This window comes from Micromonospora sp. M51 (assembly GCF_018070305.1).
GTDB lineage: Bacteria > Actinomycetota > Actinomycetes > Mycobacteriales > Micromonosporaceae > Micromonospora > Micromonospora parva.
On sequence record NZ_JAGPXZ010000077.1, the window covers coordinates 1 to 13168 of the forward strand.

The window sequence follows — 13168 nt, forward strand, 5'->3', positions numbered from 1 at the left end:
GGTCCAGCCAGTCGCGCAACTCCTCGCCGACCGCGCCGAGCGCCTCGGCGATCAGGTCGGGCATGGTGAGCACTGTCGGCCCGGTGTCGAACTCGTAGCCGTCCACGCCCAGCCGGCCGGCCCGCCCACCGGGCACCGGCTCGCGTTCCAGCACCGTCACCTGTCGACCGCTGCCGGCCAGGTGCAGGGCACAGGCGAGCCCACCCAGCCCGGCTCCGACGACCACCACCCGGTCCGTCCGTCCGCTCACCGTCCGCACGTGACCACCTCCTTGCTCAAGTCGCTCATCAGGCCCGCCGGTTGGTTGCGGCGGTGGCCAGCCCGGTCAGCGCGGTGCGCGCCGTCTGGTCCACGGGTGCGGCGTCGAGCGCGGCCAGCGCGTCGCTCACCCGTTCGGCGATCATCTGCTCCACCCGGGTCACCGCGCCGGTCTCGGCGACCAGCCCGGCGAGCTTGTCGACCGGTCCGTCGGCGGCCCGCTCCAACGCGGTGAGCTGGGCCGGGGTGGCCAGCTCCCGGGCCAGCATGAGCAGCGCTGTCGGTTTGCCGGTGCGGAGATCGTCACCGGTCGGCTTGCCGGTGGCCGCCGGGTCGCCGTAGACGCCGAGCAGGTCGTCGCGGAGCTGGAACGCCTCGCCGACAGCCAGGCCGTAGCGGGTGTAGGCGGAGACCAGCGGCTCGTCGGCGGGCACCCCGGCCAGTGCGGCTCCGAAGAGCAGTGGTCGCTGGACGGTGTAGCTGGCGGTCTTGTAGCGGGCCACCCGCAGCGCCCGGTCGACCGACCAGCTGGCTGGGGCGTTCTCGCCGAGCACGTCGAGATACTGCCCGGCGACCGTCTCCACCCGCATCTGGTCGTAGCAGCGGCGCACCTCGAAGAGTCGGTTCGACGGCACCGAGGCGTGGGCCAGCAACTGGTCGGCCCAGACCATGCAGAGGTCGCCGACGAGCACGGCGACGGCCTCGCCGAACCGGCCGGGGTCGCCTCGGTGGCCGGCGGCGAGGTGCTGTTCGGCGAGCGCGACGTGTGCGGTGGGCCGGCCACGGCGGGTGGTGGACGCGTCCATCACGTCGTCGTGCACCAGCGCGAAGGTGTGCAGCAGCTCCAGCGCGGCCAGCGCGGGCAGCACCGGCGGCAGCGCTGCGGTGCCGCCGACCGCCCCGCGCCAACCCCAGTAGGCGAACGTGGACCGGATCCGTTTGCCGCCGGCCAGGACGGCCTCCCGGGCGGTGGCGGCGAAGCTTCCCATCGATGGGTCGATGTCGTGGAGGGTGTCAACCTCGGCGGTGAGGAAAGAGTCCAGGGTCTCGTCGACCGCCGTTACCAGATCGTGGGTGTACGCGGCCAGAACGGCGCGGACCGGATCGTCCCCGTCCGCCGGCCCAGCCGGCGCCACGCGGGTCACGTCACCCGCAACTGCGTCGTTGGCCATGTGGCCGAGCGTACCCTAGGCTACGGGTTGCGTCGATTGGTGCGTCGATAAATTAGAGGAGGGCCGGTGGAAACCGATCTCACCGCTGCCTATGACCGGTGTCGTGAGCTGCACAAACGCCACGGCCGCACCTACTATCTCGCCACCCGCCTGCTTCCCGCTTGGAAACGACGGCATGTGCACGCCCTCTACGGGTTCACCAGGTACGCGGACGAGATCGTCGACCGCACCGAGGCACTGCCGCCGGCCGAGCGGGCCGCCCTGCTGGACAACTGGGCCGGCCAGTTCGTGGCCGGTCTGCACGGTGCGTCGGTCGACGACCCCCTGTTGCCGGCCGTGCTGCACACGATCGCCGTCTTCGACCTCGACCGGGACGACTTTGCGTCGTTCCTGAAGAGCATGGCGATGGACCTCACCGTCACCGCGTACCCGACCTACGACCACCTGCTCGACTACATGGAGGGCTCGGCGGCGGTCATCGGCACCATGATGCTGCCGATCCTGGGCAGCTCCGACCCGGTGGCGGCTCGGGAGCCGGCCCGACAGCTCGGCTTCGCCTTCCAGCTCACCAACTTCATCCGGGACGTCGCCGAGGACCTCGACCGGGGCCGCACCTACCTGCCGGACGAGGACCTGGCGAAGTTCGGTGTCACCCGCGAGGAGTTGGTGGCGGCCCGCGACCGGGGCCGCGGTACGCCCCGGATCCGCGAGTTGATCGAGTACGAGGTGACCCGCGCCCAGGCGCACTACGCCGCCGCCGCACCGGGCATCACCATGCTCGCGCCCGCCTCGCAGGCCTGCATGCGCACCGCGTACGCGCTCTACGGCGGCATCCTCGACGAGGTGGCCGCGCAGGATTACGACGTCTTCGTTCGGCGGGCCCTGGTGCCACAGCGGCGACGGATGGCGGTGGCCGCGCGTGCCCTGCTCACCCCGACCGGGACCCCGGTCGTCATTCCCGGGCCGGCGATCCACCCGCAGAGCCGGTGACCGGGAGTACGGCGATCGTGCTCCTCACCCGCGACCTGCGGGTGCACGACCACCCGGCGTTGGCCGGCACCTGCGCGGCCTTCGACCAGGTGGTGCCGCTGTACGTGCTCGACCCGGTGCTGGCCGGCCGGTCCGCCAACCGCACCCGCTTCCTGCACCAGGCACTGGCCGACCTGCGCGCCCAACTCCGCGACCTCGGTGGCGACCTGGTGGTCCGGCACGGTGACCCGGTGACCGAGACGATCCGGCTGGCCGCCGAGGTCGACGCCACCGCCGTGGCGCTCTCGGCCGACGTCAGCCACTACGCCAGCCGGCGGGAGCGGCGACTACGCGCCGAGTGCGAGCGGCACCGGCTGCACCTGCGACTGTTTCCCGGGCTGACAGTGGTCGAGCCGGGTGCGTTGCGGCCCGGTGGCGGCGGTGACCACTACCGGGTGTTCAGCCCGTACCACCGGGCCTGGGCGGCCCACCGGTGGCGCGAGGAGCTGGCGGCACCGCGCCGGATCGCGCTGCCCGCCCGGGTCCGGGTGGGCCAGCTGCCGGCGCCGCCCGCCGGCGACTCGCCGGAAGCGGCCGTCGGTGGCGAGCGGGTGGCCCGGCAACGGCTCACCGACTGGCTGCCCGAGCTGACCCGGTACGGCGATCAGCACGACGACATGGCCGGCGACGACACCTCGCGGCTGAGCCCGTACCTGCGCTTCGGTTGCGTGTCGCCGCTGGCGGTGGCGAACCGTGCCGGGGACCGGTCCGGCCCGTTCGTCCGGCAGCTCTGCTGGCGGGACTTCTACTACCAGGTCACCGCCGCTTTCCCGGAGATCTCGACCACGGCGTACCGGCGGGGAGCCACCGAGCGGTGGCGTTACGACGACGACGCGTTGGCGGCCTGGACCGAGGGCCGGACCGGGATGCCGATCGTCGACGCCGGGATGCGGCAGTTGCGGACGCAGGGCTGGATGCACAACCGGGCCCGGCTGATCACGGCCGGCTACCTCACCAAACACCTCGGTCAGGACTGGCGCTCCGGGGTGGCGGTGTTCTTCCGCTGGCTGCTCGACGGGGACGTGGCGAACAACTCCGGCAACTGGCAGTGGGTGGCCGGTACCGGCAACGACACGAAGCCCTACCGGGGGTTCAACCCGGTCCGGCAGGCCGAACGGTACGACCCGGCCGGCGACTACGTGCGTCGGTGGGTGCCGGAGCTGGCGGGGGTGCAGGGCAGGGCGGTGCACCAGCCGTGGAAGCTGCCCGACCAGCTCCGGCGGGCGGTGGACTACCCGCCACCGTTGTCGGTGCCCGGCACCGACCCGGTCTGGCTGCGCTGACCACCACGTCAGAGCACCGAGTGCAACGCCTCGACCAGCTCGTCCACCCGGTCGTGTTCGGCGAGGTGCGCGGTGGCGTACGCGAAGGTGTAGCCGCGCTCCGGGTCGGCCCACGCGCTGCTGCCGCCGATGCCGCCCATGCCCCAGCTGCCGTCCGGCTCGCGTTGCATGCCCAACGTCCACTGGACCGGGCGGTCCAGCACCAGGTCCGGCCCGTCGTACTGGACCCGGGTGGTCTCCGCGATCAGCGCCGGGCTGACCAGCCGGACACCGTCCAGGACACCGCCGGCCAACAGCCCGGCGTAGAGCCGGGCCAGGCTGGGCGCGGTGGCGTGCAGGTTGACCGCGGGCATCTCGGCGCCCCGCCACAGCGGGCTGTTCAGCACGGCGAGGTCCAGCCCGCCGGCCGGGTTGCCCAGCGCCCGCGCCCGCAGTGACAGCGGTTCGCCGAGCTTCCGAGCGGGCCACTGCGGGTCGCCGTACCGCAGGTCAGCGCAGCGCAGCTGGTCCGCCTCGGCCAGCCCGAAGCCGAGGTCGAGCTGCCAGGGGTCCGCGATCTCCTCGGCCAGGAACCGGCCCACCGACCGTCCGTCGACCCGGCGGACCAGCTCGCCCACCAGATGCCCGTACGTCCAGGCGTGTTCCCCGGCGACCGAGCCCGGCGACCATTCGGGCTCGGCGGCGGCCAGGTCACCGGTGAGCAGCGCCCAGTCGGCGATCGCGGTGGCCGGTCGGGGCACCGGGAAGGCCGGCAGCCCGGCGGTGTGCGACAACACCTGCCGCACTGTGGCGGGAGTACGGAACTCCGGCCAGTACCGGTCCATCGGTGAGTCGAGGTCGACAGTTCCCCGGTCGACGAGCAGCAGCAGGCAGAGCGCGGCCACCGGCTTGCCGACCGAGTAGACGTTGACCAGCGTGTCCGGCAGCCACGGCGCGGCGCCCGGCCGGTGGCCGCCGCGCGAGCCGCCGACCAGGTCCACGACCGGCTGCCCGTCGTACCAGATGGTCAGGGCGGCCCCGGTCTCCCGTCCGGAGGCGAGCAGGTCGTGGAAGTGGTCCCGGACCGGAGCGAAGCGTGTGTGCATCCGGTCACGGTAGGCGTCCGGGCCGGTGCGCGTGCCGGCTTTTCCGCCGACCTCGGTGGCCGGGGTGGTGTCGCCGGGGGATGCTGTTCGGTGTGGCGGAGCCGGAGCTGGTTGATGTGGTCGTGGTCGGGCTCGGAGTCGGCGGCGAGGAGGTGGCCGAACGGCTCGCCGAGGCCGGCCTGAGCGTCGTCGGCGTCGAACGGGATCTCGTCGGCGGGGAGTGCCCGTACTGGGGCTGCATCCCGAGCAAGATGATGATCAGGGCGGCCAACGCGCTCGCCGAGGCCCGCCGGGTCGACGGGCTCGCCGGGACGGCGCAGGTCCAGCCGGACTGGGCGCCGGTGGCGAAGCGGATCCGCGAGGAAGCCACCGACACCTGGGACGACACGGTCGCGGCCGAGCGGTTCATCGGCAAGGGCGGCCGGCTCGTGCGGGGCAGCGGGCGGCTCGACGGTCCGCGCCGGGTCCGCGTCGGTGACCAGGTGTTCGAGGCCCGGTACGGGGTGGTGCTGGGCACCGGTACCCGTCCGTCGGTGCCGCCGATCGACGGCCTGGCCGACACGCCGTACTGGACCAACCACCAGGCGATCGAGGTCGAGGAGCTGCCGGAGTCGCTGCTCGTGCTCGGCGGCGGCGCCATCGGTCTGGAGTTGGCGCAGGTCTTCGCCCGCTTCGGGGTCCGGGTCACAGTGGTCGAGGCGCTCGACCGGGTGCTGGCCATCGAGGAGCCCGAGGCGTCCGAGGTCGCCGCCGCGGCGCTGCGCGCCGACGGCGTGGAGATCCACACCGGGGTACGCGCCGAACGGGTCGAGCACGACGGGACCCGGTTCACACTGCGGGGTGAGGGCGGCGCGGAGTTCACCGCCGACCGGCTGCTGGTGGTGACCGGGCGCAAGGCCCACCTGGCCGAGCTGGGTCTGGACACGGTCGGGCTGGACGCCAGCCAGCGGTTCCTGCCGGTCGACGACCGTCTGCACGTCACCGAGCATGTCTGGGCGGTCGGCGACCTGACCGGCGAGGGTGCCTTCACCCACATCGCCATGTACCAGGCGGGGATTGTGATCGCGGACGTCCTGGCCCACGCCCGGAAGGCGAAGGCCGGGGCGGACGCCAGCGGCACCTCCAGCGTGGTCGGCGGAGCGATGGGCGCGTCCAGCGCACTGGCCGCCAGCGGTTCGAGCGGATCTGCCGGCACCGTCCCGCGAGCCGACTACCGCGCGCTGCCCCGGGTGACGTTCACCGACCCCGAGATCGGTGCGGTCGGGCTCACCGAGCAGCAGGCACGTGAGCGCGGCATCAACGTGCAGGTGGGCTTCACCAAACTCGGCAGCTCGACCCGAGGTTGGATCCATCGGGTCGGCGACGACGGTTTCATCAAGCTCATCGCGGACGCCGACCAGGGCGTGCTGATCGGTGGCACCTCGGTCGGCCCGGCCGGCGGTGAGGTGCTGTCCGCACTGGTGGTGGCGGTGCACGCGGCGGTGCCGCTGAGTCAGCTCCGGCACATGATTTACGCGTACCCGACCTTCCACCGGGCCATCGAGTCCGCCCTGCGCGATCTGTCCTGACCCCCTGCCCGGGTGTGCGCCGCTCCGCGCCCCTGCCCCGCACCCCGCAAGATCGCGCAACATCCAGGATGTAGTGGGCATCCCGGCGTTCCGTTGCCAGTACATCCTGGATCGAGCGTGACCTTGCCGGCCGTCGACGTGGCGACCCGTACCCGATCGGCCGCCGGGGCGTCGGAGGCATGCGCCGCACGCGCGAGCAGCCGGCCAGCAAGCGCGGCGCAGTTTGCTGTTCATTTCTTTCATGCAGGTGACGTACGATTGCGGCCGTGACCAAGCGGTTGACAGAAGTTGCCAAGAAGGCGGGCGTCAGCGAGGCCACCGTCAGCCGGGTGCTCAACGGCCGGGACGGCGTCTCCGAGGCGACCCGGACGGCCGTGCTGACGGCGCTGGACGTGCTCGGTTACGAGCGGCCGACCAAGTTGCGTGGCGAACGCGCCCGGCTGGTCGGGTTGGTGCTGCCGGAGTTGCAGAACCCGATCTTCCCGGCGCTGGCGGAGGTCGTCACCGGCACGCTCGCCCAGCGCGGCTACACCCCGGCGCTCTGTGCCCGCACCATCGGCGGCGTCTCCGAAATGGACTACGTGGAGATGCTCCTCGACCACCAGGTCTCCGGGGTGATCTTCGCTGGTGGTTCGTACGCGCTCGCCGACGCCCGGCACGACCACTACCGCCGGCTGACCGACCGAGGGCTTCCGGTCGTGCTGGTCAACGCAGGTGTCGACGAGCTGGGGTTCCCCCGGGTCTCCACCGACGACGCGGTGGCGGTGGAGCAGGCGTACGGGCACCTGCGCTCGCTCGGGCACGAGCGGATCGGCATGGTGCTCGGCCCGGAAGGGCATGTGCCGTCCCGGCGCAAGCTCGGCGCGATGATCCAGGCTGCGGGCTGGGGCGAGGGCGACGCTGAGTGCGTCGAGCGCTCCAGCTTCTCGATGGAGGGGGCGCGGGTCGCCGCGACGAAGTTGGTCGAGCGGGGCGTGACCGGCATCATCTGCGCCAGCGACGTCCTGGCGTTGGGCACGATCCGCGCGGCCCGGCGGCTGGGCCGTTCGGTGCCGGCCGACGTGTCGGTGGTGGGCTTCGACGACTCCGCGTTCATGACGTGCACCGACCCGCCGTTGACCACGGTGCGGCAGCCGATCGAGACGATGGGGCAGGCCGCCGTGGATCTGCTGGTCACCCAGATCGAGGGTGCCGGCGTGTTGCAGGACGAGCTGCTGTTCGAGCCCGAGCTGGTGGTACGCGGCTCCACCGCTCCCGCCCCTCGTCGCTGACCGACCCGGGGTGATCCGCCCCCGCTGAAACGACGCTTCGGCCGTCGACCGCCTCGCGCGGTCGGCGGCCTTTCGTCGTTGCCGGAACCGCGTCGGCCGGGTCCGAACCGCCGCCCGTCCATAACTGTCCAAAAGCCACCAAGTCAGGGCAGTTCCAGTGCTCCGTCGGCATCTGTCGTTAGTAAGTCGTGTCCTTTCAGAACACGATCGAAACCTTGCTGGAATGAGTCGGTCTCGCTACAGTGACTCCACTCACACCTGGCTCCGACGCAGCTACTGGGCGTCAGGTCGTATCACCGCAGATCAGCGAAGGTCATTGGAGACACCCGTTCCCGAAGGGATGGACAGATGTCCGTACCGCAATACCGAAAGGCTGCGGCGGTCGCGCTCGTGGCCGGCCTGGGGCTCAGCCTCACGGCGTGCTCCACGAAGAGTGACGACAAGGGCGCGACCGCCGGCGGCAAGGTCACCATTACGGTGGACTGCCAGCCGGTCGGTGCCCAGAAAGAGCTGCTGAAGAACTGGAACGACGACGTCGCCGAGTTCCAGAAGCAGAACCCGGACATCGTCATCAAGAGCGTCAGCGTTGGCGAGCAGTGCAACAACCCGCCGGACTTCACCGCCCGTCTGGCCGGCGGCACCGTGACCGACGTGTTCTACGGGTACATGACCGACCTCCAGCAGGTGCTCGACTCCGGTCAGGCGATGGACATCAGCCAGCACGTCAACAAGGACGCGATTCCGACCTGGGACAGCGTCGACCCGGCGCTCAAGGAGGTCTTCAGCGACGGCGGCAAGCTCTACGCCGTTCCGGTGAAGAACTACTCGATGGGCCTGGTCTATAACAAGGTCCTGTTCCAGCAGGCCGGGCTCGACGTGAACAACCCCCCGAAGACCTGGGCCGACGTCCGGGCCGCTGCCAAGAAGATCTCCGCGCTCGGCAACGGCATCGCTGGCTACTCCGAGTACAGCGCCGGCAACACCGGCGGCTGGCACTTCACCTCCCTGCTCTACTCGCAGGGCGGCCGGGTGCTCAGCGAGGACGGCAAGAAGGCCGACTTCAACAACCCGATGGGCAAGCAGGTCCTGCAGAACCTCAAGGACATGCGGTACGGCGACAACAGCATGGGCGCCCGTCAGCTGCTCCAGTGGGGCGACCTGCTGACGAACGCCGGCGCTGGCAAGGTCGGCATGTTCATCGGAGCGCCGGACGCCACCCAGGCGATCGTCAGCCAGTTCCAGGGCAAGTTCCAGGACTGGGCGATGGCTCCGCTGCCCGGCCAGGACGGCGCGGCGAAGGGGACCCTCGGTGGTGGCGAGGGTTACTTCTTCAAGAAGGACCTCACTCCCGAGCAGGTCAAGGCCGGTCTGAAGTGGATCGCGTATCAGAAGCTCACCCCGGGCAAGGGCCAGTTCGACTACGTCCGGGCCAAGCCGCAGAACTATCCGGTGGGTCTGCCCCAGCCGCTGCTCTTCGCCAACGGCAGCGACGCGCAGAAGCAGGAGCTGGAGCTGCGCAAGGCGAACGCGAACGTCGACACGGCGAACTTCGCGCTCTTCGAGGCGACCCCGGTCCCGATCAAGGGTGAGCCGCGCAACGCCCAGGCCATCTATGCGGTGCTCGACGCCGCGATGTCGGGTGTGCTGACCAACCCGAACTCGAACATCGACGCCCTGCTCAAGACCGCCGAGGAGAAGGTCAACCAGCTCCTCGCCGCCGAGAGCTGACCGCTCGTGTGGGGGTCGGGACGCCGACCCGACCCCCACGCCACTCGCACCACGCCTCGACGTCACCGACTCACCCAGGAGTTGCCTTGGCGATCACCACCGTCCCGGAGACCCCCAGGAAACCGGGCCGTCCGCCGTCGCCGTACTCGGCGAGGCCGCAGCGCACGGGCCTCGGCCGCAAGGTACGGGACAACCTCACCGGGCACGCGTTCCTGATCGGTGCGGTGCTCTGCTTCGTCGTCTTCTCCTGGTACCCGATGGTCCGCGGCATCGTCATGAGCTTCCAGCGGACCCGGCGCGGCGAGACCACCTGGGTGGGCTGGGACAACTACACCCGTCTCATCGCCGACCCGAGCTTCTGGCCCGCGTGGAAGAACACGTTCTACTTCACCGGGCTGGCGCTCGTCCTCGGGTACGCGGTGCCGTTCTTCGTGGCGATCCTGCTCAACGAGTTCCGCCACGGCAAGGGCTACCTGCGGATCCTGGTGTACCTGCCGGTGATGCTGCCGCCGGCCTCCGCGCTGTTCCTCTTCAAGTTCTACGCGTACGACCCCAGCGAGGCGGGGCTCTTCAACGCGATCCTCAAGGCGTTGCACCTGCCCACCTCGCAGTGGATGCAGTCGCCCGAGATGACCATGCCGGCGATGGTGGTCGCGTCGACCTGGATGAACATGGGCGGCGCGGTGCTCATCTACCTGGCGTCGCTGCAGAACATTCCCGGCGAGCTCTACGAGGCCGCCGAACTCGACGGCGCCGGAATCTGGCGGCGGATCCGTCACGTGACCATCCCGCAGACCCGGTTGATCCTCGCGCTCCTGGCGATGTTGCAGATCGTCGCCACGATGCAGCTCTTCATCGAGCCCCTGATCCTCGCCAACGGCGCGGGCGCGGAGGACTCGGCTACCTCGGTGGCGTACCTCATCTACCAGCACGGGTTCTTCCAGAACGACCTCAACGGCGCCGCCGCCCTGGGCGTGATCATGCTCGTGGTGCTGGCCGGCTTCTCCGCCGTGTACGTGCGGCTGACTGCGAAACAGGACTAGGACGGCGAGGAATGGCACAGGACTCCGCAACCCGGACCCTCATCTCCCAGACCCAGATCAGCCGGGGGCGTGGCCGGATCATCTACTGGACGCTGCTGGTCGTCGTCGTGGCGGGGTTCACGCTCGTCTTCCTCGGACCGCTCTACTGGATGGTCACCGGCGCGCTCAAGTCCGGCCAGGAGATCGCCCAGACTCCGCCCTCGCTGTTCCCGAAGGACCCGCAGCCGCAGAACTACATCGACGCGTGGAACAACCTGGACCTCGCCAAGCTGCTCTTCAACACCTTCTACTACGCGATCGGCGCGGTGCTGTTCCAGCTCGTCCTCGACACCGCCGCCGCGTACTCGTTGTCCAAGCTCCGGCCGATCTTCGGCAACGTGATCCTCGCCCTGATGCTGGGGACGCTGATGATCCCGGCGATGGTCCTCATCGTCCCGCAGTACGTGACGGTGATCGACCTGCCGATCGTGCACATCAACCTGCTCGACTCACCGTTCGCCATCTGGCTGCCACTGGTCGCCAACGCGTTCAACATCTTCCTGCTGAAGCGGTTCTTCGACTCGATCCCGGAGGAGTTGATGGCGGCCGCCCTGATGGACGGGGCGACGTCGCTGCGCACTCTGTGGTCGATCATCCTGCCGCTGTCGCGTCCCATCCTCGGCGTAGTGTCGATCTTCGCGGTGACGGCGGTCTGGAAGGACTTCCTCTGGCCGAAGCTGGTCATGCCCTCGCCCGAGACCCGGACGGTCAGCGTCGGCATCTACGCCTTCGCCGGCGGTACGCCGATGAACGTGGTGATCGCCGCGTCGGTCATCGCCGCGATCCCCACGGTCATCATCTTCCTGATCTTCCAACGCAACATCATGTCCGGTCTGACCACGGGCAGCATCAAGGGATAGCCATCACCGGATCCCTCCGCGCGGCGAACGACGACCGTTCGCCCGACACATGACCAGGTCCGGCGAACACGCCGACGTACTGACGCAGAAAGCAGGTGCTCGTGTCCACAGCTGACAGAAGTCCGTGGTGGCGGGGAGCGGTGATCTACCAGGTGTATCCCCGGAGCTTCGCCGACGGCAACGGCGACGGCATCGGCGACATCGCCGGCATCCGGTCCCGGCTCAACCACCTGTCCGCGCTCGGCGTCGACGCGATCTGGTTCAGTCCCTGGTACCCGTCCCCGATGGCCGACGCCGGCTACGACGTCTCCGACTACCGCGACATCGACCCGGTCTTCGGCACCCTGGCCGAGGCGGAGGCGCTGATCGCGGAGGCGCACGAGCTGGGCATCCGGACCATCGTCGACGTGGTGCCGAACCACTGCTCGGACGCGCACCCGTGGTTCCAGGCCGCGCTCGCCGGCGGGCCGGGGGCACCCGAACGGGACCTGTTCTGGTTCCGGCCCGGCCGGGGACCCAACGGCGACGAACGACCCACCGACTGGGTCGGCGAGTTCGGCGGCGAGACCTGGACCCGCACCACCAACCCGGACGGCACCCCCGGCGACTGGTACCTGCACCTGTTCGCCCCGCAGCAACCGGACTTCAACTGGGACCACCCCCGGGTGCGGGAGGAGTTCGAGGACATCCTGCGGTTCTGGTTCGACAGGGGCGTGGACGGCATCCGGATCGACTCGGCCGGGCTCCTGGTCAAGGACGGGACGCTGCCCGAGGTCCGACCGGACCAGCCGCACCCGTTCCACGACCTCGACGGGGTGCACGACATCTACCGGGGCTGGCGGCGGGTCGCCGACGAGTACCCCGACCGGGCGCTGATCGGTGAGGTGTGGCTGCCGGACCGGCAGCGGTTCGCCAACTACCTGCGCCCGGACGAGCTGCACGCCGCGTTCAACTTCGACTTTCTCGGCTGCGCGTGGGACGCCGCGGCGCTGCGGGAGAGCATCGACGGGACGTTGAGCGCGCACGCGCCGGTCGGCGCGCCGGCCACCTGGGTGCTCTCGAACCACGACGTCACCCGGCACGTCACCCGCTACGGCCGGGCGGACACCCGGTTCAGCTTCGCCGCCAAACGCGAGGGCATCCCCACCGATCTGGAGCTGGGCACCCGCCGGGCCCGGGCCGCCGCGCTGCTCTCCCTGTCGCTGCCCGGTGCCGCCTACGTCTACCAGGGCGAGGAGTTGGGCCTCTACGAGGTCGAGGACATCCCGTACGCGCTGCGCCAGGACCCGATGTGGGAACGGTCCGGCCGGATCGACCCCGGTCGGGACGGCTGCCGCGTGCCGCTGCCCTGGGCCGGGGACGAGCCGCCGTTCGAGTTCAGCCCCGAGGGTGCCGCCGCGCCGTGGCTGCCGCAGCCGGCGGACTGGAAGGACCGCACGGCCCGCGCGCAGACCGGCGACTCGGCCTCGATGCTGGAGCTGTACCGGGCGGCGATCCAGGCGCGGCGGGCCGAACCGGCGCTCGGTGACGGCACGCTCACCTGGCTGCCGGCCCCGGACGGGGTGCTCGCGTTCAGCCGCGGTGGTGGCTTCACCTGCCTGGTCAACCTCTCCGACACGGCCGTGCCGTTGCCCGCCGAAGCGGAGTTGCTGCTGGCCCGCGGGCCGCTCGACGAAGGGCTGCTGCCCTGCGACACAGCGGTCTGGCTGCGTACCCCCGACGTGGCGGACGGGCCGCGCGCGGCGAAGGGAGCCGACCAGACCTGACCGCCTCGGTGCCGGCGGCCCCGTCCCTGCCGCCGGCACCACCTCCCCCCACGAAGGAGGAGCGAC

The 13168-nt window shown here is 70.6% G+C and carries 11 protein-coding genes; 8 read left to right on the forward strand and 3 right to left on the reverse strand.

The window, feature by feature from the left end; genetic code table 11:
* Positions 1-259 (reverse strand): FAD-dependent oxidoreductase (locus KBX53_RS06890; RefSeq protein WP_210858180.1); only part of this gene is annotated, 259 nt, incomplete at its 3' end.
* Positions 260-287: 28 nt separating this feature from the next.
* The gene (locus KBX53_RS06895; protein ID WP_030332241.1) at positions 288-1430 is read right to left on the reverse strand and encodes a polyprenyl synthetase family protein; all 1143 of its coding nucleotides are present in this window, start codon (positions 1428-1430) and stop codon (positions 288-290) included.
* Positions 1431-1496: 66 nt separating this feature from the next.
* Between KBX53_RS06895 and KBX53_RS06900 the strand changes: the two genes are divergently transcribed.
* On the forward strand, positions 1497-2420 hold the full coding sequence (locus tag KBX53_RS06900; RefSeq protein WP_210858181.1) for a phytoene/squalene synthase family protein: 924 nt from the start codon (positions 1497-1499) through the stop codon (positions 2418-2420).
* Positions 2417-3742 carry a deoxyribodipyrimidine photo-lyase gene (locus tag KBX53_RS06905; RefSeq protein ID WP_210858182.1) on the forward strand — a complete coding sequence of 442 codons (1326 nt, stop codon included), beginning with the start codon at positions 2417-2419 and terminating at the stop codon, positions 3740-3742. The genes KBX53_RS06900 and KBX53_RS06905 overlap by 4 nt, the downstream gene beginning before the upstream one ends.
* An 8-nt stretch (positions 3743-3750) precedes the next feature.
* Here the strand turns inward: KBX53_RS06905 and KBX53_RS06910 are convergent, their stop codons facing one another.
* Positions 3751-4827: a serine hydrolase gene (locus KBX53_RS06910; RefSeq protein WP_210858183.1), complete on the reverse strand. Its 1077-nt coding sequence runs from the start codon at positions 4825-4827 to the stop codon at positions 3751-3753.
* Between the two features lie 80 nt (positions 4828-4907).
* Here KBX53_RS06910 and KBX53_RS06915 point away from each other — a divergent pair, with 80 nt between their 5' ends.
* From KBX53_RS06915 to KBX53_RS06940, 6 genes are all read left to right on the forward strand, one after another.
* Entirely contained in the window at positions 4908-6395 is a 1488-nt protein-coding gene (locus KBX53_RS06915) for an NAD(P)/FAD-dependent oxidoreductase (protein WP_030332249.1), read from the forward strand.
* Positions 6396-6661: 266 nt separating this feature from the next.
* Positions 6662-7666 (forward strand): LacI family DNA-binding transcriptional regulator, encoded by a 1005-nt coding sequence (locus KBX53_RS06920; protein ID WP_210858184.1) that lies wholly within the window; start codon positions 6662-6664, stop codon positions 7664-7666.
* Positions 7667-8014: 348 nt separating this feature from the next.
* The gene (locus tag KBX53_RS06925; protein WP_030332252.1) at positions 8015-9394 is read left to right on the forward strand and encodes an ABC transporter substrate-binding protein; all 1380 of its coding nucleotides are present in this window, start codon (positions 8015-8017) and stop codon (positions 9392-9394) included.
* A gap of 86 nt (positions 9395-9480) precedes the next feature.
* Positions 9481-10437 (forward strand): carbohydrate ABC transporter permease, encoded by a 957-nt coding sequence (locus KBX53_RS06930; protein WP_030332254.1) that lies wholly within the window; start codon positions 9481-9483, stop codon positions 10435-10437.
* Positions 10438-10448: 11 nt separating this feature from the next.
* Positions 10449-11336, forward strand: coding sequence for a carbohydrate ABC transporter permease (locus KBX53_RS06935; RefSeq protein WP_210858185.1), 888 nt, complete (start codon positions 10449-10451; stop codon positions 11334-11336).
* Between the two features lie 101 nt (positions 11337-11437).
* A complete protein-coding gene (locus KBX53_RS06940; protein ID WP_210858186.1) occupies positions 11438-13102 on the forward strand; it encodes a glycoside hydrolase family 13 protein in 1665 nt (554 codons plus the stop codon).
* The last annotated feature ends 66 nt before the right edge of the window (positions 13103-13168 follow it).